At 71.1% G+C, this 26,038-nt stretch carries 22 protein-coding genes; 12 read left to right on the top strand and 10 right to left on the bottom strand.

All coding sequences use genetic code 11. The features are described from left to right. The first annotated feature begins 122 nt into the window (after positions 1 to 122). Positions 123 to 1,661 (top strand): multiple monosaccharide ABC transporter ATP-binding protein, encoded by a 1,539-nt coding sequence (gene mmsA / locus AB0B97_RS19650; RefSeq protein ID WP_357495254.1) that lies wholly within the window; start codon positions 123 to 125, stop codon positions 1,659 to 1,661. Further along, positions 1,658 to 2,908, top strand: coding sequence for a multiple monosaccharide ABC transporter permease (gene mmsB, locus AB0B97_RS19645; protein WP_357495252.1), 1,251 nt, complete (start codon positions 1,658 to 1,660; stop codon positions 2,906 to 2,908). The genes mmsA and mmsB overlap by 4 nt, the downstream gene beginning before the upstream one ends. 1,106 nt (positions 2,909 to 4,014) lie before the next feature. On the opposite strand, the gene AB0B97_RS19640 is transcribed toward mmsB, so the two are convergent. Continuing rightward, positions 4,015 to 5,391: a DNRLRE domain-containing protein gene (locus AB0B97_RS19640; RefSeq protein WP_357495250.1), complete on the bottom strand. Its 1,377-nt coding sequence runs from the start codon at positions 5,389 to 5,391 to the stop codon at positions 4,015 to 4,017. A 215-nt stretch (positions 5,392 to 5,606) separates the two neighbouring features. Here AB0B97_RS19640 and AB0B97_RS19635 point away from each other — a divergent pair, with 215 nt between their 5' ends. The 4 genes from AB0B97_RS19635 to AB0B97_RS19620 all read left to right on the top strand — a co-directional run bounded on the left by AB0B97_RS19635 (position 5,607) and on the right by AB0B97_RS19620 (position 10,855). Next, positions 5,607 to 6,893, top strand: a complete 1,287-nt coding sequence (locus tag AB0B97_RS19635; RefSeq protein WP_357495248.1) for an MFS transporter — start codon at positions 5,607 to 5,609, stop codon at positions 6,891 to 6,893. Beyond that, positions 6,890 to 7,876, top strand: coding sequence for a hypothetical protein (locus tag AB0B97_RS19630; protein WP_357495246.1), 987 nt, complete (start codon positions 6,890 to 6,892; stop codon positions 7,874 to 7,876). The genes AB0B97_RS19635 and AB0B97_RS19630 overlap by 4 nt, the downstream gene beginning before the upstream one ends. A 123-nt stretch (positions 7,877 to 7,999) precedes the next feature. Then, the gene (locus AB0B97_RS19625; protein WP_357495244.1) at positions 8,000 to 9,526 is read left to right on the top strand and encodes an alkaline phosphatase D family protein; all 1,527 of its coding nucleotides are present in this window, start codon (positions 8,000 to 8,002) and stop codon (positions 9,524 to 9,526) included. Between the two features lie 12 nt (positions 9,527 to 9,538). Beyond that, positions 9,539 to 10,855: a hypothetical protein gene (locus AB0B97_RS19620; RefSeq protein WP_357495242.1), complete on the top strand. Its 1,317-nt coding sequence runs from the start codon at positions 9,539 to 9,541 to the stop codon at positions 10,853 to 10,855. A gap of 16 nt (positions 10,856 to 10,871) precedes the next feature. Here the strand turns inward: AB0B97_RS19620 and AB0B97_RS19615 are convergent, their stop codons facing one another. Beyond that, positions 10,872 to 11,492 (bottom strand): ATP-binding cassette domain-containing protein, encoded by a 621-nt coding sequence (locus AB0B97_RS19615; protein ID WP_357495240.1) that lies wholly within the window; start codon positions 11,490 to 11,492, stop codon positions 10,872 to 10,874. Between the two features lie 10 nt (positions 11,493 to 11,502). Between AB0B97_RS19615 and AB0B97_RS19610 the strand changes: the two genes are divergently transcribed. Further along, on the top strand, positions 11,503 to 11,838 hold the full coding sequence (locus AB0B97_RS19610) for an SH3 domain-containing protein (protein ID WP_357495238.1): 336 nt from the start codon (positions 11,503 to 11,505) through the stop codon (positions 11,836 to 11,838). 17 nt (positions 11,839 to 11,855) lie between these two features. On the opposite strand, the gene AB0B97_RS19605 is transcribed toward AB0B97_RS19610, so the two are convergent. Both AB0B97_RS19605 and AB0B97_RS19600 read right to left on the bottom strand, forming a co-directional pair. Next, positions 11,856 to 12,434, bottom strand: coding sequence for a TetR family transcriptional regulator (locus AB0B97_RS19605; protein WP_357495236.1), 579 nt, complete (start codon positions 12,432 to 12,434; stop codon positions 11,856 to 11,858). Positions 12,435 to 12,479: 45 nt separating this feature from the next. Next, on the bottom strand, positions 12,480 to 13,145 hold the full coding sequence (locus tag AB0B97_RS19600) for a hypothetical protein (RefSeq protein WP_357495234.1): 666 nt from the start codon (positions 13,143 to 13,145) through the stop codon (positions 12,480 to 12,482). Between the two features lie 116 nt (positions 13,146 to 13,261). Between AB0B97_RS19600 and AB0B97_RS19595 the strand changes: the two genes are divergently transcribed. From AB0B97_RS19595 to AB0B97_RS19585, 3 genes are all read left to right on the top strand, one after another. Beyond that, the gene (locus AB0B97_RS19595; protein ID WP_357495694.1) at positions 13,262 to 13,921 is read left to right on the top strand and encodes a M23 family metallopeptidase; all 660 of its coding nucleotides are present in this window, start codon (positions 13,262 to 13,264) and stop codon (positions 13,919 to 13,921) included. A 73-nt stretch (positions 13,922 to 13,994) separates the two neighbouring features. Beyond that, complete coding sequence (locus AB0B97_RS19590; protein WP_357495232.1) at positions 13,995 to 14,225, top strand: DUF2188 domain-containing protein; 231 nt, start codon at positions 13,995 to 13,997, stop codon at positions 14,223 to 14,225. Between the two features lie 186 nt (positions 14,226 to 14,411). Next, positions 14,412 to 17,393, top strand: coding sequence for a fibronectin type III domain-containing protein (locus AB0B97_RS19585; protein WP_357495230.1), 2,982 nt, complete (start codon positions 14,412 to 14,414; stop codon positions 17,391 to 17,393). A gap of 103 nt (positions 17,394 to 17,496) precedes the next feature. Here the strand turns inward: AB0B97_RS19585 and AB0B97_RS19580 are convergent, their stop codons facing one another. The 4 genes from AB0B97_RS19580 to AB0B97_RS19565 form a co-directional block, all read right to left on the bottom strand. Continuing rightward, on the bottom strand, positions 17,497 to 18,369 hold the full coding sequence (locus AB0B97_RS19580) for a hypothetical protein (RefSeq protein WP_357495228.1): 873 nt from the start codon (positions 18,367 to 18,369) through the stop codon (positions 17,497 to 17,499). Between the two features lie 127 nt (positions 18,370 to 18,496). Then, positions 18,497 to 19,042 carry a hypothetical protein gene (locus tag AB0B97_RS19575; protein ID WP_357495226.1) on the bottom strand — a complete coding sequence of 182 codons (546 nt, stop codon included), beginning with the start codon at positions 19,040 to 19,042 and terminating at the stop codon, positions 18,497 to 18,499. Between the two features lie 126 nt (positions 19,043 to 19,168). After that, the gene (locus AB0B97_RS19570) at positions 19,169 to 20,191 is read right to left on the bottom strand and encodes a DUF4331 family protein (RefSeq protein WP_357495224.1); all 1,023 of its coding nucleotides are present in this window, start codon (positions 20,189 to 20,191) and stop codon (positions 19,169 to 19,171) included. A 169-nt stretch (positions 20,192 to 20,360) separates the two neighbouring features. After that, positions 20,361 to 21,617, bottom strand: coding sequence for a family 16 glycosylhydrolase (locus tag AB0B97_RS19565; RefSeq protein WP_357495222.1), 1,257 nt, complete (start codon positions 21,615 to 21,617; stop codon positions 20,361 to 20,363). 277 nt (positions 21,618 to 21,894) lie between these two features. Here AB0B97_RS19565 and AB0B97_RS19560 point away from each other — a divergent pair, with 277 nt between their 5' ends. Further along, positions 21,895 to 22,293: a hypothetical protein gene (locus AB0B97_RS19560; RefSeq protein ID WP_234582281.1), complete on the top strand. Its 399-nt coding sequence runs from the start codon at positions 21,895 to 21,897 to the stop codon at positions 22,291 to 22,293. A 12-nt stretch (positions 22,294 to 22,305) separates the two neighbouring features. Here AB0B97_RS19560 and AB0B97_RS19555 read toward each other — a convergent pair whose 3' ends face one another. Both AB0B97_RS19555 and AB0B97_RS19550 read right to left on the bottom strand, forming a co-directional pair. Continuing rightward, positions 22,306 to 23,754, bottom strand: a complete 1,449-nt coding sequence (locus AB0B97_RS19555) for an aminotransferase class V-fold PLP-dependent enzyme (RefSeq protein WP_357495220.1) — start codon at positions 23,752 to 23,754, stop codon at positions 22,306 to 22,308. Next, positions 23,744 to 25,483: an ATP-binding cassette domain-containing protein gene (locus AB0B97_RS19550; RefSeq protein ID WP_357495218.1), complete on the bottom strand. Its 1,740-nt coding sequence runs from the start codon at positions 25,481 to 25,483 to the stop codon at positions 23,744 to 23,746. Before AB0B97_RS19550 ends, AB0B97_RS19555 begins: the two co-directional genes overlap by 11 nt. Positions 25,484 to 25,641: 158 nt before the next feature. Here AB0B97_RS19550 and AB0B97_RS19545 point away from each other — a divergent pair, with 158 nt between their 5' ends. Next, positions 25,642 to 26,034 carry a PPOX class F420-dependent oxidoreductase gene (locus AB0B97_RS19545; RefSeq protein WP_357495216.1) on the top strand — a complete coding sequence of 131 codons (393 nt, stop codon included), beginning with the start codon at positions 25,642 to 25,644 and terminating at the stop codon, positions 26,032 to 26,034. Positions 26,035 to 26,038 lie beyond the last annotated feature (4 nt).

Here is a 26,038-nt window from a genome sequence, read left to right as displayed (position 1 = left end):
GCGGTGTTTGGCGGGCCCCCCTCCTCTGCAAATTATTAACGCCCCGGGGGGGGGCGGGGGCCACCCCCCCCGCCCCCGACGCCGTGATGGACCGCGTCCAGACCCGACAGAGGACAGTGACCATGGACGACACCATCCTCGAGATGCGTGGAATCACGAAGACGTTCCCCGGGGTGACCGCGCTGGAGGACGTCAGCCTCGCGGTGCGCCGGGGAGAGATCCACGCCATCTGCGGTGAGAACGGCGCCGGCAAGTCCACCCTGATGAAGGTGCTGTCCGGCGTCCACCCCTCCGGCTCGTACGACGGGGAGATCCTGTTCGACGGCAAGCCGATGCAGTTCCGGGGCATCCGGGACAGCGAGGCCAACGGCATCGTCATCATCCACCAGGAACTCGCCCTGGTGCCCTACCTGTCGATCGCCGAGAATCTCTTCCTCGGTAACGAGCGGCGTGGTCGTGGCGGGCTCATCGACTGGAACAAGGCCAACGCCGAGGCGGCCGAGCTGCTGGCGTCGGTCGGGCTGCACGAGAACCCGGTCACCCCGGTCATCCAGCTCGGCGTCGGCAAGCAGCAGCTGGTGGAGATCGCCAAGGCGCTGTCGAAGAAGGTGCGCCTGCTCATCCTGGACGAGCCGACGGCCGCCCTCAACGACGTCGACTCGGCGCACCTGCTCGGCCTGTTGCGGCAGCTCAAGGAGCAGGGCATCACCTGCATCATGATCTCGCACAAGCTCAACGAGATCACCGCGATCGCCGACTCGACCACGGTCATCCGCGACGGCCGCACGGTGGAGACCCTGGACATGCGCGCTGACGACGTGAGTCAGCAGCGCATCATCCGGGGCATGGTCGGGCGCGACATCGAGAGCTTCTACCCCGATCGCGTCTCATCGCCCGGGGAGGAGGTGCTGCGGATCGAGGACTGGTCGGTGCGGCACCCGACCCAGGAGCGGATGGTCGTCGAGGGCGTCAGCCTGTCGGTGCGCGCCGGTGAGGTCGTCGGCATCGCGGGGCTGATGGGCGCCGGCCGGACGGAGCTGGCGATGAGCGTCTTCGGCCGCTCCTACGGCCGCGACATCCACGGCAAGCTCTTCGTCCGCGGGCGGGAGGTCAACGCCCGTACCGTCGCGGAGGCCATCGACAACGGCATCGCGTACGTCACCGAGGACCGCAAGCGCTACGGCCTCAACCTCATCGACGACGTCCGGCGCAACGTCTCGGCCGCGGCCCTGGACAAGCTGGCCAACCTGGGCTGGGTGAACGGCAACGAGGAGATCAAGGTTGCCGAGGCCAGCCGCAAGGAGATGAACATCCGAACGCCAAGCGTCATGGCGGTGGTCGGCAAGCTCTCCGGAGGCAACCAGCAGAAGGTCGTGCTGTCGAAGTGGCTGTTCACCGACCCGGATGTGCTGATCCTGGACGAGCCCACCCGCGGCATCGACGTCGGCGCCAAGTACGAGATCTACACGATCATCAACCGGTTGGTGGCCGCGGGTAAGGCGGTGATCGTGATCTCGTCCGAGCTGCCGGAGCTGCTCGGCATGTGCGACCGCATCTACACCCTCGCCGCTGGCCGGATCACCGGCGAGAAGCCGGTCGGCGAGGCGACCCAGGAAAGCCTCATGGAGCTGATGACCAAGGACAAGGAGCTCGTCGGATGACCAGCATCAAAACCCCTTCGACGGAGCGCCCGACGCCCCCGGACAGCACACCCGCCGCCGCCCTGCACAGTGGGACGAGCGACCTGCGGGCGCTGGTGTTGAACAACCTTCGGCAGAGCGGGATCTACGTCGCCCTGGTCGTCATCGTCGCGCTCTTCGCACTCCTGACCGACGGGGTGCTGCTGAGTCCCGGCAACATCACCAACATCGTCCTGCAGTACTCGTACATCCTGGTGCTCGCGATCGGGATGGTCATCCTCATCATCGGCGGGCACATCGACCTGTCGGTGGGCTCGGTGGTCGCGCTGACCGGCGCGGTCTCCGCCGTCCTGGTGATCCAGCAGGGTCACCCATGGTGGGTGGGCATCGCGGCGGCACTGGCCGTCGGTGTCGCGGTCGGCGCCTGGCACGGGTTCTGGGTGGCGTACGCCGGCATCCCGGCCTTCATCGTGACCCTGGCCGGCATGCTGCTCTTCCGGGGCCTCACGCTGCAGGTGCTCGACAACATCTCGCTGTCGCCCTTCCCGGCCGAATACCAGAAGGTCGCGGCGGGCTTCCTCAACGGGCTGCTCGGCGGTCAGGGCTTCGACGCGTTCACGCTGCTCATCGGCGCCCTCGCCGTGGCCGGGTACGCGGTGAGCGGCTTCCGCACCCGCCTGGCGCGCATCCGCTACCAGCAGCCGGTCGAGTCGTTCCCGCTGTTCGTCGCACGGGTCGTCCTGGTGGGCGCGGTCCTCATGTACTTCGCCTGGCAGTTGGCGCACGCCCGAGGACTGCCGATCGTACTGATCATCCTGGCCGTGCTGGTGCTGGTCTACGGCCTGCTCACCCGGCGTACGGTCTTCGGCCGCCAGGTCTACGCGATCGGCGGCAACCTCTCGGCCGCGGCGCTGTCGGGTGTGAAGGTCCGCACCGTCAACTTCTGGATGTTCGTCAACATGGGCTTCCTCGCGGCGGTGGCAGGCGTCATCTACTCGTCGCGGTCCAACGGTGCGCAGCCCGCGGCCGGCAACATGTTCGAGCTGGACGCGATCGCCGCCGCGTTCATCGGTGGCGCGGCCGTCACCGGTGGCGTGGGCACCGTGGTCGGGGCCATGGTCGGTGGTCTGATCATGGCGGTGATGAGCAACGGCATGCAGCTGATGGGCATCGACCAGTCGACGCAGTCGGTGGTGAAGGGGCTCGTCCTGCTCGTCGCCGTCGCGTTCGACGTCTACAACAAGCGTCGCGCCGGCACGGCCCGCTGACCCGACACCGCGTACGTGTGCCCCTCCCGTCCAACGGGCAGGGGCACACGTCGTTCAGCGGTGCGGTGAGTTCAGCGGCGCGCTGCGGTGCGGTGCGTTCGGCGGCGCGCTGCGCTCGTCCCGTGCGGGTGACCGGCGGTGCCTCGTTCGGCCACCTGGCCCGCCTCGACTTCACGCTGCGGCACCCAGACAAGCCCGCGCCGCGTCGTCGTCGGGGAGGCCCGCGCCGTTGTCCAACCCACTGGCCGGAGTCGGCCCCACCTTGCTCAAGCCCTGTCGAGCTGCCCCAGATGTGGGGCGGCACTCCCGGCGCGCAACAGGGCTCGCGACACGTCGGTGACGACGGCCGTGTCGGGGGCAAGGGTCGTGCCGGTGGCAACACCCATCCTGGTGACGACCGCCGTGTCGGTAGCAAGGCCGTCCTGGTGGCGACGGCCGTGTCGGGGCAGCGGTTGTGTCGGTGGTAGCAGCCGTCCTGGTGGCGGCCGTTGGTGGCAGCGGTTGTGTCGGTGGCAATGTCGTCCTGTCTGACGGCGGCCGTGTCGCTGGTAACGGCCGTGTGGGTGGGCAACGGCCCGTGCGGGTGACGAGGGGCGTGCTGGGTGACGACGGCCTTACGTTCACGCCGCTCTTTCGCCGTTGATGGACGGGCCGTCCCCGGAGGCGGACGGGGTCGTCGGGCTGTCCGCGCGGCAGATCTTGGACAGTTTCCGTTATGAGAGAACGGAAACTGTCCAAGATCTGCATTGGCGAGGTGTCGTGCTGGGCTGTCCTTCGTCTGCGGCTGGCTGTGCGGTTGGCGAGGAGCCCAGTGCGTGCTGCGGGCGAGGGGGCAGTGGTCCGTGCTGCTGGCGAGGGGCGGGGGCCTGCGCTGCTGGCGGTTGCGCGTGGTCCACGCATTCGACCGGCATAACGACTTCCGCGCCGGGCGGGGGTTGGGCTGGTTGGCCCATATCTGGGGCAGCTCGACAGGCAACAACACTTAACCCTGGGCGGTCGCGATGCCGCCTGCCGTCGTGCCGCCTGCCGTGGTGCTGCCGTGTCGCGGGCGCCGATGCGCGGGGTGGTCCCGCCGCACCGGGTACCGGTGCGGCGGGATCACACGGTCAGTGGCAGGTGCCCGTGCCGCTGTCGTTGTAACTCTGCCCAGCGACCGGCACGAACTGCCAGTCGTAGCTGCCGGAGTGCAGGGTGAACTTCAGGACCCCGAACGCCGAGCTGTTGCGGGCCTCGCTGTTGGGCTGGATGGTGCCGAAGCCGTAGTGGTCGGCGCCGCCCATCCCGGCCACGAAGCTGCGCATCCCTCGGCTGGCGTCGTAGCCACCGGACGGGTTCATCGGGCCGAACCGCTCGTACACGTGGTTGTGGCCCCAGACCACGACGTCGGCGTTGTAGTCGTAGAGCGCCTGGTACAGCGGGCGCGTCGAGGTCGACGGCGCGTGGTTGGAGCTGGACGTGAACAGCGGGTGATGCCAGTACGCCAACGTGCACGGCTTGCTGCTGGCCGCCAGGTCGGCGCGCAGCCACTGCTCTTGCGTCGACCCGGCCGACATGCTGATGTTCGAGTTCAGCGACACGATGTGCCAGTTGCCGAGGTCGAAGGAGTAGTACCCGCGACCGCTCGGGCCGGCGGACGTGCCGAAGTAGTTGTAGTAGCCGGTCGCGCCGGACGTGTTGTAGTCGTGGTTGCCCGGTGACGGGCGGGTGCGCGCCTTGTGCCGGCCCCAGGTGGGCTCGTAGTAGCTGGCGAACTGGGACGCGGTGCCGCTGTCGTAGACGTTGTCGCCGGTCGTGAAGACGGTGCCGGAGATGCCGTCGAGCAGCGCCGCCGTGGCGGTGTCACCGGAGCCGGAGGTGGCGATGTCACCGGCCCCGACGAGGACCGGATCGCCCGACGGAGGTGTCGTGGTGCCGGTCGTGACCACCAGCTGCGGGGCGTCGCCTCCACTCTCGCGCGTGTCGTAGTAGGCGCCGTCGCCGCTGGTCGAGGTCGCGCCGAAGCTGAAGGTGCCGTTGCCGGTGACCGCGGAGGTGACGTCGACCTCGTACCAGGTGTTGCCGGCGACCGCGCCGAGCGAGGAGAGGGTGGCGCCGTCGATCGTCGGCTGGTTGCTCCAGGTCGTGCCGGTCTCCGACCAGGTGGTGTTGGACATCGTCCGGAACGTGCCGCCGGCGTCGCTACCGCTGTTGCCGCTGATCGTGCGCAGCCGCAGCTTGGCGCTGGTCACCGTGCCGCTGACACCGCTCACCGTGAAGCGCAGGAACATCCGCCGTGCTGGTGAGTTGTCGACCACGACCTGCGTGGACGTGCCGTAGTTGGTGGACGCCGTGTCGCTCTGGACGTAGGTGTCGGCGACCGGCGTGAACGTCACGCTCGCCGCGGAGGCCGTGCCCGAGCCGGTCAGGACGACGGCGGCGGTGGCGGCGACGAGCACCGCGACCGTCCCGATCGTGACCGGTGGGCGGGCGATTCGAATGTCCATCCAGGACCCCTTCGTTGCGGGTGGAAAGCGCAAGGAATGTAGGAAGGTCGATGAACCGGCGGACTGCCGCCAGGTGAACAGTACGCTCAGGCAGCGAAACACCTCGATGTTTGTCCGATGTTCACCCGCCGCATGCCTGTCCGCCCCTCGCGGTCCCTTGTGACGCCCCCGATCGGATCGTCACGATGGCTGACCGTCGCCCACGATCAGAGGAGATGCGCGTGTACCTGTCGTCCGTCTCCCGGCCGGTCAGCGACCCGCCCGACGCCGGGCCACGACGCCGCCGGCTCGCGCTGGTCAGCGGCAACGTGGTCGCGCTCGGCACGGTCAGCCTGATCACCGACATCTCGGCCGAGATGGTGGCCGCCGTCCTCCCGCTCTACCTGGTGCTGGGCCTGCAACTCAGCCCGGTGGCCTTCGGCGTGCTCGACGGGGTCCACACGGGCGCCACCGCGCTGCTGCGGGTCGTCGGCGGCTTCGTCGCCGACCGGTTCCGCCGGCGCAAACTGGTCGCCGGCGTCGGCTACGCGCTCTCCGCCGTCGCCAAGCTCGGCCTGCTGCTCGCCGGCCGGTCGGTGCCAGCGATCGGCGCCGTCATCACCGTCGACCGGCTCGGCAAGGGTGTGCGCAGCGCGCCCCGCGACGCGCTCATCACGCTCTCCACCCCGCCCGAGGCCCTGGGCCGTGCGTTCGGGGTGCACCGGGCGATGGACAGCGTCGGGGCGTTCCTCGGGCCGCTCGCCGCGTTCGCCGTCCTGCTGGTCGTCGGGCAGTCGTACGACGCGGTCTTCGTCACCAGCTTCTGCGTCGCCGCCCTGGCCGTCGTCGTACTCGTGCTGTTCGTCCGGGAGCGACCGACCGGCACGGCGGCCGACGGGCCGGACGAACCCCGGGTCTCGGTCCGCGAGGCGTTCGGCCTGCTGCGCAGCCGGCCCACCCGTCGGCTGCTGCTGGCCGCGACCATGCTCGGCCTGGCCACCATCGGCGACGGTTTCGTCTACCTGGTGCTCCAGCGCCGGGAGGACCTTGGTCTGCGGTGGTTCCCGCTGCTGGCCGTGGGCACCAGCCTGGCCTACCTGGTGCTCGCCGCGCCGCTCGGTGTGCTCGCCGACCGGATCGGGCGGTTGCCGGTGGTGGTGGGCGGCTACGTGGCCCTCGGCGCGACCTACCTGCTGCTGTCCGGGCCGGCGCACGGCTGGCCGGCGCTCGCGCTGACACTCGCGCTGTACGGCGCGTTCTACGCGGCCACCGACGGCGTGCTCATCGCGCTCGCCGGGCCGGTGCTTCCACCACGGCTGCGGACCACCGGGATCGCCCTGGTCCAGACCGGGCAGGCGCTGGCGTACCTCGTCTCGTCGGTCCTCTTCGGGCTGGCCTGGCAGGCGTGGGGGCCGCAGACGGCGGTTCGGGTGGCGGCGGTGGCAGTCGTCGGCGTCCTGGTCGGCACCGTCCTTCTGCTGGCCTCCCCGTTCCGCCCCGCTCCTCGGAAGGTGTCCCCATGAGCGCGATGTCGACCCGGGCCAAGCTCGGGGTGGTGGCCGCCAGCGCGGTCCTGTTGGCCAGCGTGGCGGCCGGCTACGCCGCCATCGCCGCCGAGCCGGCCCGGACCCCACCGCCGGCCGCCGCCGGGGACCAGGCGGTCACCCTGGCGCCGGGCCCGCACCTGCTGGCCATCACCGACCGGTACGTCTCCAGCGTCGCGACCGCCGATCCCGCCGGGCCGCGTACCGTCTCGGGTCTGGAATGCCTGCGGGTGTACGCGGCCGCCGGCACCGGCGTCTGCCTGCGGCCGGAGACCGCGTGGTCGTACCAGGTCGTGGTGCTCGACGCGGCGCTGCGCCAGAAGCGGACGCTCAGCGTGCCCGGCCTGCCCAACCGGGCCCGGGTCTCGGCCTCCGGCCGGATGGTCTCCTGGACGACGTTCGTCGGGGGCGACTCCTACACGGCGAGTGGCTTCTCCACCCGCACCGGCATCCTCGACACCGTCACCGGCGCCACCGTGACGTCGCTGGAGGAGTTCGCGATCACGCGGGACGGCCGCGGCTACCGCAGCCCCGACGTCAACTACTGGGGTGTCACCTTCACCGCCGACGACAACCACTTCTACGCGACGATGGCCACCGGCGGTAAGCGGTATCTCGTGCGCGGCGACGTGGCCGCCCGGACCGTCGAGACGATGCGGACGAACGTGGAGTGTCCGTCGCTGTCGCCCGACGGCACCCGGATCGCCTTCAAGGAGGCGATCGACGCCGACCCGACGAAGGGCTGGCGGCTGTCCGTCCTCGACCTGGCGTCCGGACGGGTCACCGCGACGGCGGAGACCACAAGCGTCGACGATCAGGCGGCCTGGCTCGACGACGCCACGGTGGCCTACACACTGCGCCAGAGCGACGGTCGTCCCGACGTGTTCAGCGTCCCGGCCGACGGTTCCGGTACGCCGAGGCTGCTCATCCCCGGCGCCGAGTCGCCGTCGCCGCTGACCTGACGGTCCGGCCGCGAACCTCGGGCGGCCAGGACACCTGACCGCCATGCCGCGGTAAACGTCCCGTCACGTCGGCTTCCACGCCGCAGCCTTCGCCATTCATCGACGGCCCCGAGGGTATTGACCATGACAGGGCTGAGCCGTCGCATATTCATCCTCAGTGGACTCGCAGTCGCCGGCGTCGCGGTGACACCCGGGCAGGGTGCCCGCGCCGCGGTGCCGTACCCCTTCAAACTCGGTGTGGCGTCAGGTGATCCGGCCCCCGACAGCGTGGTCCTGTGGACCCGGCTGGCATCCTCGCCGCTCAACGCCGACGGGCAGGGCGGCATGGCCAACGCCGACGTGACTGTCGAGTGGCAGGTGTCCACGACGGACCGCTTCTCGTCACTTGTCGCGTCCGGCTCGGTGGTCGCCCGCTACGCCGACGCCCACTCGGTGCACGTCGTCGCGGGCGGCCTCGCCGCCGACTCCGACTACTACTACCGGTTCCGGGCCCAGGGGCAGATCTCCCCGGTAGGACGTACGCGGACGGCACCGGCCCCGGGCACCTTCGGCCGCGACCTGGTCCTGGCGTTCGCGTCCTGCGCCCACTACGAGGCCGGCTACTACACCGCCTACCGGCGGATGGCCGAGGAGAACCCGGGTCTGATCCTGCACCTCGGCGACTACATCTACGAGGGCGGCGTCAACACCGCAGCGGTACGCCAGCACGTCGGCGCGGAGATCGTGTCGCTGGCCGACTACCGCCGCCGGTACGCCCTCTACAAGTCCGACCCGGACCTGCAGGCGGCGCACGCTGCCGCGCCCTGGCTCGTCGTGCCGGACGACCACGAGGTCGAGAACAACTACGCGAACATGGTCCGCGCCGACAGCAGCCCGACGCTGACCGAGGCCCAGTGGACCGCCCGGCGCACCGCCGCGTACCGGGCCTACTACGAGAACATGCCGCTGCGGCCGGCCTCCGCGCCGAGCGGCAACAGCATCCCGCTCTACCGCCGCGTCCGCTGGGGGCAGCTCGCCACCTTCCACATGCTCGACACCCGGCAGTTCCGCGACGACCAGGCCTGCGGTGACGGCTGGAAGGTCTGCACTGACGCCGACCTGACCTCCCGGTCGCTGACCGGCGCGACCCAGGAAGCGTGGCTGCTCGACGGGCTGGCCCAGCACTACGGCACCTGGGACATCCTCGGCCAGCAGGTGTTCTTCGCCCGCCAGTTCGAGGCGAGCGGGGCCGCGAGCATGGACGCCTGGGACGGTTACCGGGCCTCCCGCAGCCGCATCCAGACCGGTTGGCAGCAGCGTGGGGTGCGCAACCCGCTCGTGCTCACCGGAGACGTGCACAGGTCCTGGGCCAACGAGCTGAAGGCCGACTACGCCAACCCGTCGTCGGCCACGATCGGCACCGAACTGGTCTGCACGTCGATCACCTCGACCGGCAACGGCACCGGCAGCACGACCATCCCGAACGCGGCGACCAACCCTCACCTCAAGTTCTACTCCGACCGGCGCGGCTACGTCCGTACCACGATCGGACGCAGTCAGGTCCGCGCGGACTTCCGGGCGGTCAACACGGTGACCGAGCACGACGCGCCGGCGTCGACGGTGCGCTCGTTCGTCATCCTCGACGGCCAGCCCGGCCTGCAGGCCGGGTAGAAGGAGCACCCCATGACCGCACTCACGACCCTGCTCGCTGCGTCCCTGCTGGCCCCGACCGTCGTGGTGCCCGCCCCGACCGCCATGACCGCCGAGGCGATCACCTGGACCACCGCCAACAGCGTGGCGAGCGGCGACCAGGACCTGCCCGCCATCGCCATGAACCGCAACGGTCAGGTCGCTGTCGCCTGGGAGGACGACCGGGACAGCACCGCCCCCGAGGACGACACCCACAGCGAGATCTACGTGCGCCTGTTCCGCGACGGCACGCCCGGCTACGAGCTGAAGCTCTCCGCCGGCGGCACCAGCGGGGCCGCCTGGCGGCACATCAGCCCGGACGTCGGCATCGACGACCGGGGCAACGCCGTGGTCGTCTGGGCCGCCGACGGCGACGGCAACGGCGTCTACAACATCCAGTACCGGGTGGTGTCACCGGCCGGCGCGATCCTCGGGTCGGGGCAGGCCAACGCCAGCGACGCCGGGCAGCAGATCTGGCCGAAGGTGGCCCTCGACCCCGATGGCGCCCCCACCACCGGAGGCGTCGGCTTCACGGTCGTCTGGGAGGACGTGCAGGGCACCGCTGGAGCCACCGTCAAGGCCGCCGGTTTCACCGCCGCCACCACCAGGGCGTACGAGGTGACGGCCTCGCAGACGACCGGCACACACCACCGCCCCGACGTGGCGGTGTCCGCCTCCGGCGAGGCGCTTGTGGTCTGGGACGAGGACGCCGACGCCAACGGCTCGTACAACATCGGGTTGACCCGGCTGGCCCGGTCGAACGGCGCTGTGGTGCTGTCCCGGCGCACGGCCAACGCGCAGAGCGGCGGGCAGCAGCAGCGGGCGTCGGTAGCGGCGACGTTCGCCGGTGACTTCACCGTCGGCTGGGAGTCGGACCACACCGGCACCCGGGGCGTGTGGGCGCGCTCGTTCACCGCTGCCGGCACCGCCCGCCACGGCGAGGTCCAGGTGTCCACCGGGACCGGGGCCGTCGCGCCGGGCGTCGGCATCGACGACGAGGACAACGTCGTGGTGGGCTGGACGGTGTCCGGCGCCAACCCGGACGTCTGGGCGCGCGGCCTCAACCCCGACGGCACATCCGCGAGTCGGCTGCCGGCGCAGGCGCTGAGCCAGACCACGACGGGCCGGCAGGAACACCTGGCCGTCGCGGCATCCCCGTGGGGCGAGGTGAGTCTCTGTTACACCGACGACAACGACGGCAACGGCTTCGACCAGGTGCTCCTCGGTCTCGGGGCGACGAACTCGACCTGGCTGATGACCGCCGACGAACTGCGCCAGCGCAAGGCGCGGGCCGCCGCCCGGGTGAACTGAGCCGGACCCGGTCCGTTCAGAGGGCCTGGTCGGGCTTGCCGCCGGCGCTGGCCGCCCCGTCGTCTCCGCCGGGGGACGACGGGGCGGCCACCGCGCGCAGAGTGATCGACTGATCGGTCTGGTCGACCTCGAACAACGTCCCGGCCGGGAAGGCCGCCCAGGTCTCGGGCGGCAACTGGATCGTGCCGTCACCTGCCACCACTGCGAAGTCACGGCCGTCACGCCCCTCGGCGCCGACCCGGCCGTCGCGGATGGTGACCGCTCGGCCCAGCCGGGCACCCACCTCGCCGTCATGGGTCACCACCACCACTGTGGTGCCCCGCTCGGCGTTGACCGTGGCCAGCGCCGCGAGCACGTCGTCGCGACCGGCCACGTCGAGCTGACTCGTCGGCTCGTCGACCAGGAGCAGGCCGGGCCCGGCGGCGAGCCCCTGCGCCAGAGCGGCCCGCTGGCGCTGCCCCGGGGTCAGGTCGCTCACCCGCCGCGCGCCGGCGCCGGCGAGACCGACCAGCTCCAGGATCGCCTCCGGCGGGTCGAGTCGGCGTCTGCTGAGGCGTGCCACGGGTCGCTGCGCCAACCAGATGTTGCGGGACAGCGACAGGTAGGGCAGCAGGTTGCGTTCGGCGCCCTGGAGCACAGTGCCGACAGTGGCCCCGCGCAGGGCGGCCAGGCCCCTGGCCGAGAGTCGGGACAGCTACTACCTGCAGTTGGTGAACGGGATCACCGGCATCGGCTCGGGCACGGTGACCACCAGCGCGAGCACCCTGAACGTGCGCTCCGGCCCGGGCGCCAGCTATCCGGTCGTCGGCTCGGTCGCCGACGGCGCCACCGTGTCCGTCTACTGCCAGGCCGTCGGCAGCACGGTCACCGGCCCGTACGGCACCACCTCCGTCTGGGACCGGATCGGCACCAACCGCTACGTGTCCGACGCGTACCTGCTCACCGGCTACGACGGGTACATCCCGAACGTGCCGCGTTGTTGAGGTAGCGGCGTCGTCGCTCAGGAGGTGGTCGGTGCGCCGAAGAGCAGGTCCAGGTGGGCGTCCAGAGCGTCCAGGGCCTGCTCGGCGGTGTACTGGCCACCGAGCAGGTACACGCCCAGCCCCTCCATCAGCGCCAGCAGGCCGGCCGCCGCGGCCGCGTCGTTGCTGGGCAGGACGCTGGCGATGAACGCGGCGAGCTGCGCGGTGTCCGCGCGGAGGCTGGCCGCGGCCAACGGTCGCACCGCCGTGTACGCGAGGAACGCGAGCGCCACCCGACCGTCGTCGCGGGTGTGCTCGTCGAGCGGCAGGAGCGCGGCGATCATCGTGCGCAGCAGCAGCCGGGGGGACGGGTTCTCGCCCAGGCCCGCCACCGCCTCGGTGACCCGGACCTGACTGCGCTCGCGGACCACGCTCAACGCGAACGTCATCATCTCGTCCTTGGTGCGGAAGTAGTGCTGCACCATCCCGGCGGAGACGCCCGCCTCGGTGGCCACGTGGCGCAGGCTGACCGCCTCCAGGCCCTGATCGGCGGCGACCCGCATCAACGCGTCCGCGATGAGGGTGCGTCGCTGCTGGTGATCGACCTTCCTGGGCATGACCTCGATCGTTTCACAGTGGGTCGTTGGCACACCCCGACGACGCTAGTGGCGGGCGGTGTCGCCCGCGGGTGTGCCTCGGGCGCTGCGCAGCAGTCCGTCGGGGTCGTCGGCGTACAGCCGTAGCTCGTCCATCGGCGCCGACCGGCCCGTGGGCAGGTCGAACGTCGTCGGCCGGCGTAGCAGGACGTCGATGCTCGTCTGGCTGCCGACCGAGAGGTGCAGGACGCGGCGGTCACCCTCCTGCTCGATCTGGACGGACCTGCTGGACGGCAGTGAGCGGTGGCGCTTGCGCAGCGCCTCGACGTCCGTCCAGGGGATCCAGATGTCGATGCCCGAGTTGACCCGCACCCGCAGACCGGTGTCACCCACGACGTGGGGATGGATGGTCATGCCGGCCCAGAGGCCGAGCATCCAGAGCACGCCCCAGACGCCCAGGCCGAGCACGATCCAGCGGGCCGGCCGCCACGGCACCACGTGGGTGACGATCAGGTCGAAGATCGGGATCTCGACCACCGACAGGGCGATGAAGATGCCGAGGATCGGCTTGACCACGACGAGGTAGCCGAACGGCTCGTCGCCGGGCCCCAACGGCAGTGGACGGCGCCGTGCCCACAGGTAGAGGCTGCGCCACATCGCGGCCTCGGCCACGGCCGCCCGGCGCACCAGCGGTCCCACTCTCGCGCTGGTCGGCGTCCTGGTGTCGGTCATGGTCGCCTCCCGCAATGGTTCCAATGCAAGTGCATTGCAAAGACGATAACGCTTTTACGATTCGACTGCAACGCGAAGCGGGGCCACCCATGGCCGGAGCGTTGCCGGCGTCTGCCATGCTCGGGCCGGTGACGACCGGCCGCCCCACTCCAGCCCGCAGCCACCGCCGCACCCGCCGACGGGTGATCCCCGTGCTTCTCGCGCTCGTCGTCGTGGCTGCCGTGGCCGGCGTCGCCGTGGTGGTCGTGCCGCTGCTGCGCCCGGCCGGTCCCCGCCCGCTCTTTCAGATGCCGGTCGCCTGCGGCGAGACGTGGCAGCTCAGCACCTACCCCGGGCACGACGACTTCGACGTCGACCTGTTCCCCACCGAGGGCGAGGCGTGGGGGCGTCCGGTGCTCGCGTCCTACGGCGGCACGGTCACCGTGGCGGGCATCAACGGTTCGCTGGGTGGGCGTACGCCGGAGAATCCGCAAGGCCCGCGCGGTCGCGGTGGTGGCTACTGGGTGAAGATCGATCACGGCGGCAAGTGGGAGACGCAGTACCTGCACATGCTCGAACCGCCACTGGTCAAGGTCGGGCAGAAGGTCGCCCAGGGTGAGCAGATCGGACGGCTCGGCAGTACGGGGGACTCCGGCGCTCCGCACCTGCACTACGAGCAGCGACGCGGCTGGGACAAGGTCGAGACCCACTTCGGCGGCACGCCGTCGGGCATCACCACGGACGAACGCGAACAGATACTCCGGCGGGTGAGCGACAACTGCCCGACCGTCTCCTGAGGAGCGCGGTTTACCGGGCACGGCTCGGGGCACTGATCCTGGTGACAGTTCAGACGCAGGGGAGGAGTTGGCGATGGCCAAGGGTGACGTCGACACGTACCAGGAAGACGGGCAGTGGAAGAACCGTCCGGAGGGTAACGACCGGGCCAGCAGCACGCACGACTCCAAGGCCGACGCGCAGGCGCAGGGGCGCGACATGGCAGCCGACCGGGGCGTCGAGCATGTGATCAAGAAGCAGGACGGCACGATCGGTGAGAAGAACACGTACCCGCGCAGCCGCGACCCGCGGGAGATCCCGGGCTGACCGCCGCACCGCCTGCGGACCGACCTCTTCGGCATGACCGAGGAGGTCGGTCCGTCTGTGCGCGCGTCCACTCCAGCTTTATCGCCGTCCACCGAGGGTGGGGGATTTGGGGGGATATAGTCCACTTCGGGGCTGAAGTGAAAGCTGGGAGTGGACATGACGTTTCGGGGTCGGCGGCGTCGTCCCGTGAGCGCTGCGGCTCTGGTGGTCGCCGTCACCGCGGGAACCCTCGCGCTCGCACCGCCTTCCGCGTGGGCGGTCGGGTCGGTCCTGTTCGACCAACCGTTCCACAACAACACCGCGAACGGCATCGGCCCCGTGACGGTGCCGGGCGTCCCCACCCCCACCGCGACCAACACCGCCTGCCTGAGCGCGGCCGGCAACTCGACAAACGGCCCCCTGCTGAGCTGCACCACGTCCACCGACCCGCAGGGCGCGGGCAAGCTGCGCCTCACCCCGGCCACGGCCACCCGCCAGGGCGGGGTGTTCGGCGCGGTGAGCGTGCCCACCTCGCAGGGCCTGCACGTCTCGTTCAACACCTACCAGTACGGCGGCTCCAGCCCGGGAGCGGACGGCATGGCGTTCGCGCTGGCCGCCGTCGATCCGGCCAACCCGCTGTCCCCGGCGGTCATCGGCCAGCCGGGCGGATCCCTCGGCTACTCGGCGGCGTTCAACGGCGCCTCGGTGGGTCTGTCCAACGGCTACCTGGGCGTCGGGCTGGACGTCTTCGGCAACTTCAGCAACAGCCTCTACCAGGGCTCCGGCTGCACGAATCCGCCGTACATCTCCACCACCAACAATCGGGTGCCCGGCCAGGTCGTGATCCGCGGGCCGGGCCGTAACGGTGTCGGCTACTGCGCGATCAACAGCACCGCCACCACCACCTCGTCGCCCCCGCTGACGCTGCGTGCCACCACCCGCGCCGCCTCGGTGGTGCCGGTCGAGGTGGTCGCCAACACGACCTCGTCCCCGTACACGACCGACACCGGGATCACCGTGCCGGCCGGTGAGTACCGGGTGCGGTTCACGCCGGTCGGAGGATCGGCGCGGACGCTGGCCGGGAGCCTCCCGGTCGTGTCGCCGAGCCTGTACCCGTCGCCGACCTGGCTCAACGCCAGCGGCTTTCCCCGGCAACTCGCCTTCGGCTGGGTGGGCTCGACCGGCTCGGTCACCGACTTCCACGAGCTCGACAACGCCCGCGCGGTCACCTTCAACCCGGTGCCGGACCTGAACGTGTCGCAGACCAGCGCGGTCGGCCCGAGCCCGCAGCCCGGCGATCCCGTCACCTACTCGATCACCGCTGGGGTCGACGCCGGGGCCACCGAGACGGCGCCGATCTCGGTCACCCAGACCGTGCCCACAGGTGTCGTGCCGCGCGGGGCGTTCGGCTCCGGCTGGGTCTGCGGCGCACCATCCGGGCAGACCATCAGCTGCACCAACAGCAACGGCCCGTTCCCCGGCGGGACCTCGCTGCCGCCGATCACAGTTGTCGCGACCGTGACCGGAACCGGGGTGACGCCGGCGCTGATCCAGACCGCCACGGTGGCGACCTCGTCCTCGATCGACGCCAACCCGGGCTACTCCTCCGCCACCACGCCCGTCGCGCCGGCCACCGCACCGAGCGGCGTGACCGTCACCCCGGCGCAGAGCTCGATCGCCGGGGGCATCGCGGTCACCGTCGGCGGAAGCGGCCTCACCGCAGCGACCGCGATCACCATCGGCACGGCCGCCGAACAGCAGGCCGGTACGGCGGTGCTGCTGCTGCCGTGCACGTCCGGCCCGGCCGCCGGCTGCTTCACCGTGAACTCCGACGGCACACTCGGCATCTCCTCCATGCCCGCCCGCTCCAGCGCCGCCACGGTCACCGTCAGCGTCCTCACCCGCGGCTCGGCGGGATCGGCCAGCTACGTCTACGCGTCCGCACCCGGCACGCCCGCCACGCCCACTGCGGTCGCGGGCATCACCAGCGCCACCGTCAGCTGGACCGCGCCGGCGAGCAACGGAAGCCCGATCACGACCTACCTGATCACCCCGATCCGGGACGGCGTCACCCAGCCGACCCTCACCTTCGACGCCTCCACCACCAGCCGCACCCTGACCGGGCTGACCGCCGGCTCCTCGTACGCCTTTCGCGTGACGGCGGTGAACGCGTACGGCACCGGCGCGGCCAGTCCGGCCTCGGCGGCGGTCGTCCCGTACACCCTGCCGGGCGCACCGACGATCACCTCGGTCACCGCGGGGACCACCGCAGCCACGCTGAGCTGGACGACCCCGGCCAACGGCGGTTCGCCGATCACCGGTTACACGGTCACGCCGTACCTCAACGGTGTGGCGCAGACGCCGCAGACCTTCACCGGGACCGCCACGACCCAGACCGTCACCGGACTGACCGGCGGCGCGACGTACACCTTCCGGGTGGCCGCGATCAACGCGGCGGGCACCGGCGGGCAGTCGGCAGCGTCCGCGGCGGTGACGGTCAACCCGCCGCCGACGCTGACCTTCGCGCCGCCGCCACCCGGAAAGGCGTACGTGCCGTACCAGTACCAGCTCACCGTGGCCGGCGGAACGAGCCCCTTCGTCTGGTCGGTGAGCGCCGGGAGCCTGCCCGCCGGGCTGACCCTCGACCCGTTCAGCGGTCTGCTCTCCGGCACGCCCACCGCGTCCGGGACGTTCCCGTTCACGGTGCGGGTGACCGACTCGGACAACCAGTCCGCCACCCGACCTGTCGACCTGGTCATCAACCCGCTCGGCGGGCTCTCCATCAGCGTCCCGGCGATCTCCCCGCTCGGCACCGTCACCTCGGACGCGACAGGCGTCTCGGGCCAGCTCGGCCCGGTGACCGTGACCGACGACCGCGGTCCCTTCTCCGGACGGTGGGTAAGCGTCGTCTCGACCACGAACTTCACCACGGGGTCCGGCTCGGGTGGCGAGACCATCCCGAACAGCAGCGTCACGTACGCCTCCGGTGCGGCCCTCGCCACCACCGGCGACGGAACCTTCCTCCCGCAGCCCGGCGCGGTGCTGGACACCCCGCGTACGGCCGCCGGGTGGTCCGGCCGAAGCGGCGACCCGAACTCCGCCACCTGGAACCCGACGCTGCTGGTTGCGCTCCCGCCCGGGCTGGTGGTCGGCGACTACACGGCGGTCGTGACGCACTCGGTCATCTAGCACCGGGCGCCGCCGCCACCAGGGGCCAGCGACCGGCGCAACGACGCTGCCCGGCCGCTTCCTCCAGAGGGAAGGGCCGGGCAGTCGCCGGAGGGTGGGGACCTCAGGCCAGGCGGGTCCGTTGCCGGCGCACGAGATACCAACCACCGACGGTGATCAGCACCAGCAGTGCGATCCCGCCGCCCGCGTACGGCAGCAGGCCGGGCCCCGCGGACGTCGAGACGGCCATCGGCGCCGCGACGGGCAGGACGATCGTCCCGGTCGCGGTGCGTTCCACAGTGCCGCTGGCGAGCTGTGCCCGCACGTCCCAGGTCCCCGCGGGGAGGTCCTGATTCACGTCGATCCGGACCTGGCCGGTCTCGCCGGGCAGGATCGTCACGCCGTTGGTCACCTTGAACGGCCCGGCCCGGACCGCCGCCTTGCTCAGCGTCAGGGTCCCGGTCATGTCCAGGGCGCGGCGACCGGTGTTGGTGACCTGCGCGGTGACCACCGGAAACTTCCCGATACCGGGCTCCGCGGCGAGCGCGCCGATGCGGAAGTCCGTCGGCGGCTCACCGCCCGGGCCGATGTCGAGGTAGACCCGGATGCCCACCCGGTGGATCTGGGTGACATTGCCGGTGCGTTCCTTCGCGCTGGTGACCTGCGCCCAGATCGCGGCGTACCGTTCGCCCTCGGACGCCTTCCTCGGCACGGCGATCTCGACCCCGACCGGCCGGCGTTCGCCCGGGTCCAGCTCCATCCTGGCGGTTTCCAGTCGGACCCAGCCACTGAGCTCGTTGCCCGTGCGGCCGTCGGGCACGGTGAAGGCGTTGTTCTCGATCGACGCCCCGCCGGAGTAGAACTCGATCTTCTGCGTCTCGTCCGAGGTGTTCTGCACCTCGACCCGGCGTTCGATGGTCGTCCCCGGCTTCAGGTGGTCCACGATGTAGACCTGTGCGCGGGGGTCCTGCGCCCGACTCGCGGGAATGTCCAGCATGCGAATGCTGATCGCGGCGTCGTCGGCGGGATCCTGTCGGTGCTCCCGCACGGCAGCGGCTGGCGCCGCCGGAACCCCGAGCGCCACGAGGGCGACCGAGGCCAGCAGCGCCAGCCGGCCGAGCGGCTCAGAACACCGAATGTGTCACCGTCCCGGTGTAGACACCCTGGACGGTGCCGACCGGTACGTTCACCACCAGCGTCGGGTTCCAGGTGGCGAAGTTGTTGCCCGTGCCGCCGGTGTGGGTCATCGCCGTCCGCGGGACGTTGATGATCACCTGCTGGGCCGAGGTTGGCTGACCGGGCGTGAAGGTGCCGCCGCCGGCCGTGGCCGTTGCGGGGCCCGACCAGTACTGGACGTTGATGTTCGGGATCGTCTCTCCCGAGGTGCCGCCACCGGTGACGAAGTCGGTGGAGATGACGGTGGCGGTCCAGTTGGGGGTGAGCGACCCCCGCTGGTCCAGCACCGTGACCGGCCCGAGCTGACCGGAGACGCTCGAGCCTTCCACGCCGTGCCCGATGTTCGCCGTCGCGGGCACCGTGATCGAGAGGCCGCCGGCGGCGTCGACGGTGAGGGTGACGACCGTTTCGCCGGTCGTGTCGGCGGCGGCCGGCGCTGCGAGAGCGAGGGCGGCGGCAATGCCGGCCACGCCCGCCAGAAGTTTCCTGCGCATCAAGTCTCCTTCGTCCTGAATCGCCCATGGGATGCGGTTCAGAGCGTATCTACGCAAAAACCCCGAAAACCGGCAAAAGCCTCAACATCACCCGGGCCACGCCTGTGACCTGGCCTTTTGTCGCGGTCAGGCCGGCACCACGTACGGGAACGTGTCGGCGCGGGCGGCCTTCGTGACCTCGGGCGTGAGGCCCGAGGTGGTGCCGGTGTTGAGGACCAGGGAGAACATCACCTCGGGCGCGTTGTCGGCCATGGTGCGGCCGTTGTGGACCGCGAAGCCGTAGTTCGCTGCCGTGCCGACCGTGTACGACAGCACATCGGGGTAGAGCACCCGGGCGACGCTCCAGCCGTACGCCTGCGGGTCCGGCGCGGTGCCGTTCGCCGCGACGACCCCGGCGACGGCCTTGGCGATCTCCTCCCCGTCCTCGGACAGGTCCTGGCTGGGGTGCCGGAAGTTCGCCGGGTCGGAGAAGTCGGTGTCGTGGGGCCAGAAGACGGGCCACATCATGGGGTGGCCCGCACGGTTGATCTGCCGCCACCCGCCCGCGTCGGTGGCCAGCAGGGTCCGGCACCAGACGCCGATCTCGGTGCCCTCGCGCAGCAGCGGCTCGTCGTGCGAGACCTCCAGGACTATCGACTCGACGGTGGTGCCGGCGAAGCTGTTCTTGGCCTGGTCCGCCCGCCACGCCGAGCGGTCCACCCGTGCGCCGTTCTTGACCGCGCCGTTGACCGTGGCGAGCTCGTCGAGGTCGATGTAGAACGGGTCGGTGATCCGGCCCGCCCAGATCCGGACGCGCTGCCCGGTCGTCACCTCGCCGGTCCTGCCCTGGGCGATGGGGGTTCCCATGGCGGCGTCGTCGCGGGCGTCCGCGCCGGTGAGTTCGTACAGCTCCAGGGTCTGCGTGGCGTTGCCGTCCGGCTCGCCGAAGGCGAATCGGTAGGTCAGCTCCTCCAGGTCCGAGCCGTTGAAGTGAATCTTGAACTCGTAGCGGGCCTCGGCGTGGAAGCCGCGCTTGATGTCGGCCCTGGTCACCGAGCTGTTGACGTCCATGACGAACACGGTGGCGCGGTCGCCGTTGAAGACGTACAGGTCGTCGATGTAGAGCTGGCCGCCCTGGGCGGCGAGGGGGGTGTCAAGGTGGTGCGACATGGGCTCACTCCCGTAACGGCTATATTCGGATTAAAACGAACATAGCGGTCGGGATGCGCCTGCCCGGTCCATCGACCGAATCAGGCCGGGCCGGTGAACGGTGCTGTCGCGCGCGGCGGTGGGCCGTCCGGAGCGGTTCCCGGACGACCCACCGCTCGTGCCGGCCTCGTCAGAAGCGGGACCACTTCTGGTTGGCCGCGCCGAGGCAGTCCCACAGGTGCAGCTTGCCGCCGTTGTTGGGGTTGGCCTCCCGCACGTCCACGCACTTGTTGGCGCTGAGATTGACCAGGTCGCCCGCGCCGTTGAGCGTGAAGCGCTGGGCCGGATTGCCGTTGCAGCTGACCAGGTTGACCTCGGTGCCGTTGGCGGTGCCGGCCCAGGCCGGGTCCATGCACTTGCCCATCGCGCGGACGGTGCCGTCGGAGGCGAACGTCCACGCCTGCGCCGCGGTCGTGTTGCAGTCCCAGATCTGCAGCTTGGCGCCGTCGACCGGGTTGGCGCTCGGGATGTCGATGCAGCGCCCGCTCTGCGCCCCCCTGATCCGGGTGGTGCCGGGCGCCGGGTCGCCGCCGCCGGAGGTGTAGCTCGACACCCGGACGTAGTCGACAAGCATCTGCTGCGGGAACTGCGTGGAGCCGTCCGGGTAGCCGGGCCAGTTACCGCCGACCGCCACGTTGAGGATCATGAAGAACGGGTGGTCGAACACCCACCGGTTCCCGCCGAGCCGGGCGGGATCGACCCGGTGGTACTGCACCCCGTCCAGGTACCAGGTGATCGCGTTCGGCTCCCAGTCCACCCGGTAGTCGTGGAAGCCGTCGGCGAGCGGGCTGCCGATCGTCCGGCTGCCGGTGATGCCGCCGCTGCCGGAGTAGCCGGGCCCGTGCACCGTGCCGTAGACGGTGTTCGGCTCCCGGCCGATGTTCTCCATGACGTCGATCTCGCCGGCGTCGGGCCATCCGCCGCCGGTGCCGAGCATCCAGAACGCCGGCCAGATGCCCTGGCCGCGCGGAATCTTGATGCGGGCCTCGAAGCGGCCGTACGTCTGGGTGAAGGTCGCCGCGCTCAGCAGTCGGGCCGAGGTGTACTCGCAGCGACCGTAGTGGCACTGGTAGTTGGCCGGGTTCTCCCGGCGGGCGGTGATGACGAGGTTGCCCTGGCCGTCGTGCACCGCGTTGCTGGTGCTGTTGGTGTAGTACTGCCGCTCGTTGTTGCCCCAGCCGCCACCGCCGATGTCGAAGCGCCATCTGCTCTGGTCGACAGGTGTGCCGGCGGGGGCGTTGAACTCGTCCTGCCAGGTGATCGGGCCGATGGCGGCCTCGGCCCGGTCGGACTGCCCCGGGAGGGTGAGGGAGGCGAGGGTGGTGACGAGGGCGACCGCCGCGAGGGCGAGGGGCCGCAGGCGGGGTGCGGGACGGGCTGTGAACACGGGAGGCTCCTCGGTTCAGGTGGCGGAGGGGGCGGCGCCGGAGAGACAGAGAGCGCTCTCTATGACGAAGCATGTCGATTTAACGGGTTACTGTCAAGAGTGTTTCCAATGTGACGGCGGGTCCGTTACCCGGCGGATCGCACCCCTCGATAGCTGTCGAATCGAGCCTTCCTATTGCCGTGGAGCGTCCACGCGGGACAGGATGACGAGGTCCGCAGGAAACCTCCCCGTAACCTGCGTGCTGCTGGTCTCTGTCACAAGGAAGTGGGAGTCAGTCATGAGCGACGCGTCGACGGCGCTGGGTGTGCGCCTCTACCCGGACCTGGTCGAGCGGGGTGGCCTCGCCCCCGCGCTCATCGAGACCGCTGCCCGCCACCAGCTCGACATCGGGCGGGTGACCGCCCCCGAGCAGGGGCGGGCCCAATTCACCTGCGCGGAGCTGCACTCCGATCAGGGCGTGGTCTGCATCGGGCTGGGTTCGCAGGCCCGATACTTCATGATCGACGTCCGGTCCGCGGGTGAGGTGCTCGCGCGCGGTGACTGCATGGACCTCCTCCAGGTCGCCCAGGTGGCCTCGGCCTGGCGGGCCGGGCTGACGCTTGCCGAGCTGACCGCCCGCTTCGCGTTCATGGAGGAGATCAAGCACCGCCCGGCGTCGGTGCCGCAGGCCGTCTGACCCCGGGGCGCGTCAGCAGCGCAGGCGGGGAGGCAGCGGTGGCTCCGCGCTGACGTCCCGGTCGAGGTAGGACGCCTCGACGAAGGCGAGGAGGCGTTGCGCGTCGGAGGCGTTGGAGGCCAGGCCGAACGAGACCCGGACCGCGCCGCCGGTCGGCAACCGCAGCGCGCCAAGGTACTCGTCGATCGTGTCGACCCGCGCGAGCAGCCCGCGCCGCAACGCGGGCCCGCTGATCTCGAACGCGCCCTCGCCCGCCCCCGGGTTGCAGAAGCAGCCGGTCCGCAGCGAGAAGCCGGCCGCGGCGGACTCCCGCGCTACCAGCCGCTCGTCCACCGGAGATCCGTCCGGGCGTAGGACGTTGAACGTCACGGTGCCGCCCCGGCCCACGCCCGTCGTCGGCCCGTACACCCGCACCAACGGTTCGCCGGTGCGGTGCCGTAGCGCGGACAGGCGACCCAGCAGCCACTCGGTGAGCAGGCCGACCCGGGTGTGCACGAGGTCCACGCCTATCGAGTCGAGCCACCGCAGCCCGAACTCGACATCCGGGATGCTCAGGAAGTTGAGCGTGCCGTCCTCGAACGCCGACTCGTCGTCCATCGAGCGGTGCCAGTCGCCCTGCACGCTCACCGCACGGATGGTGCCGCCGGCGAACCACGGCCGGCGCAGCCGGGCCAACGCGTCGCGGCGGGCCAGCAACGCGCCGACGCCGGTCGGGTAGCCGAAGAGCTTGTACCAGCTCAGGCAGACGAAGTCGGGTCGGACGGCACGCAGATCCAGCCGATTCGTCGCGGCGAACGCGGCGGCGTCCAGCAGAACGTCGTAGCCGTGCCGGTGGGCCAGCTCCACCCAGCTCAACGGGTGCTGCACACCGGAGAAGTTGCTCTGCGCCGGGTACGCGAACAGTCCACGGCGGCCGGACCGGCCCCGCCGTCCGGCGTCGAGCACCGTCACCAGGTCAGCCTCTGCGATCCGCAGCTCCGGCCCGCTCAGCGGCACGTACCGCACCGGCGCGTCGGCCGCCCGGGCGTACTCCCGGATGCCGTTTACCGAGTTGTGGTTGTCCCAGGTCAGCGCGAACGGCGCGGTAGGACCGAAGTCGTACGCCTCGCCGACCAGTCGACAGGCGCCGCTGGCGTTAGGCGTGAACACCACCGCGTACTCGGCCGGGTCGGCGTGGAAGAAGTCGAGCACCGCCTGCCGGGTCGACTCCACCAGGGACCCGGCCGCCGCGCTGGTGGGGCTCTCCGAGTGCGGGTTGCCGTAGAGGCTCGCCAGCAGCCGGTCGTGGTGCGCCCGCACCTGAGCCTGCGCGGTCACCCCGGCGCCGGCGTAGTCGAGGTAGACCTGCCCGTGCCGGTCGAGGTGCTGGTACTCGGTGGCGCGCAGCTCGTCGATCCGGGCGGTCTCGGCGTACCCGGGCAGCGCCGCCGGTTCGGGGTAGGGGGCGTGTTCAGGACGCACGGCGGGCCTCCCGGCGCACCAGGACCGCCCACGCGGCGGCGAGGAAGAGCAGCACGAACCCGCCGAGCACCAGCCAGTCGACCCAGATCGGTCGAGAGAAGCTGTCGCCGTACGTCTGCAGCAGCGGCGGGCCGAGCGGTGAGCCACCGTCGCGCCACAGCCGCTCGACCCCGGCGGTGTGCCCCAGCCCCTCGAACGCCCACCGGTTCGACATCGCGTAGCTGAGCCACCGGCCCCCGGCCGCCATGGCCGGCACCGGCAGGATCGCACCGACGAACAGCACCTGCGGGAAGCACAGCATCGGCAGCAGGAGCGTCGCCTGGGCCGGGTCGGAGACGGCCGCCGAGCAGAGCAGACCGAGCGCGAGCGCGGCCGCCGAGGAGAGCAGCAGGGTCGCGTACAGGGCGGCGAAGGCGCCGCCGTCGACCGGAGGCAGCCGGTCCATGGCGCGCAGCACCCCGAGCAGGGCCAGATCCACCAGGGCGAGCAGCGGCAGCAGCACCGCCACCTTCGCCAGCAGGTACGGGAGCAGCCGGACGCCGGCGAGCCGCTCCCGACGCAGGATCGGCAGCTCCGTGCAGATCTGGAGCAGCCCGTAGGTCAACCCGAAGAAGAAACCGCCGAATGCGATCCAGAACAGGATCATCACGGTGACGGTCGGGCGGGGGTTCGTCGGGTCGAAGGCGCCGGGGCGGAACAGCAGCGCGAACATGCCGAGCACCATGAGGGGTGAGCCGAGCAGGATCGCCAGCGTCAGCCGGTTGCGGACGACGATCTCCGCGTTGCGGGCGGCGAGGAGCGCGAACTGGCGGAGCCGACCGACCCGCCGGGCCGTCCGGCCCGGGTGGTCCGTACCGCCCGCGCCGTCCATCGCCCTCGGCTCGGCCCCGACGATGGGCGGGCCGGCCGGGTCCGTGTCCGCGGCCCGGCCGGTGTCGCGGTACGCGGCGAAGCGATCCGGCCACCCGGCCGGATCGGACTCCTCGTCGAGCCGCAGGTGCACCTCGGCCAGGGACCGCAGGCCGAAGAACTCCCGGGCGGCGGCGGGCGTGCCGGCGTAGGCCAGGCGGCCCTGGCGGGTCAGCACGACGACGCGGTCGCACCGGTCCACGTCGGTGATCTGGTGGGTGGTGAGCACGACAGTGGTCCCGGCGTCGGCGAGGGTACGCAGTACCCGGAGCAGTTCCACGGCGATCGCCGGATCCAGCCCGGAGGTGGGTTCGTCGAGAAGGAACACGCCGGGTCGGGTCAGCAGCTCGACGGCGATGCTGGCGCGCTTGCGCTCACCGCCGCTGAGGCGGCCCACCGGCACGTCGGCCCGCTCGGTGAGCCGCAGGTCGGCGAGCACCGCCGCGACCCGGCGAGCCGCCTCGGCCGGGCCGGTCCCGGAGGGCAGGCGTAGCCGGGCCGCGTAGTGCAGGGTGCGGGCCAGCGGTAGCTCGCGATGGATGATGTCGTCCTGCGGGACGAAGCCGACCGCGCCCGGCGCGGCGCTGCTGCCGTCGTACGCCACGGTGCCCGCAGCCGGTCGGCGGACCCCGGCCAGCGTCTCCAGCAGGGTGGTCTTGCCGGCGCCGCTGGCCCCGATGATCGCGACCAGCTCGCCCGGCGCGACGGCCAGGGAGATGTCGTCCAGGATCCGGCGTCCATCTCGGACACTCTGGCCCAGGCCGTCGGCCACGATGGCGACGCCGGTACGCGGTGGTGCGGCGGTCTGCTCGGTCGTCATGTCGAGGATGCCCGATCCGCTCGGTGACGTGTGCGCCTGACATCGTGCCTCGCCGATGCTACGTCGGTGCGGGGTCCCGCCCCGGCCGTCGATCACGACGTGCGACTGTTGCGAAGCGACCAACGCCGGGTTGGGCGCCACCGGACAAAGGGACACCCGTGAACCTGCCCGACGACCTGCTCGCGCTGCTGCGCGCTCCGAGCACCTGCTACCTGACGACACTGATGCCGGACGGCTCGCCGCAGCTCACCCAGACGTGGGTGGACACCGACGGCACCCACCTTTTGATCAACACGGTGGAGACGCACCAGAAGACGCGCAACGTCCGTCGGGACCCCCGGGTCGCCGTGGCGATCTCCGACCCGGACAAGCCGGGCCGCTACCACGAGGTCCGGGGTCGGGTGGTCGACGTGAGCACCGAGGGCGCGGCCGAGCACATCGAGCGGCTGGCGCAGCGCTACCTCGGCGGGTCGTACCCGTGGTTCGGCGGTCGCGACCAGGTCCGGATCATCCTCACCATCGAGGCCGACCGGGTCCGGTCGATGGGCTGACCGG

Source organism: Micromonospora sp. NPDC049004 (assembly GCF_040649315.1).
GTDB lineage: Bacteria > Actinomycetota > Actinomycetes > Mycobacteriales > Micromonosporaceae > Micromonospora.
This window is presented reverse-complemented; position numbering and strand designations above follow the sequence as displayed.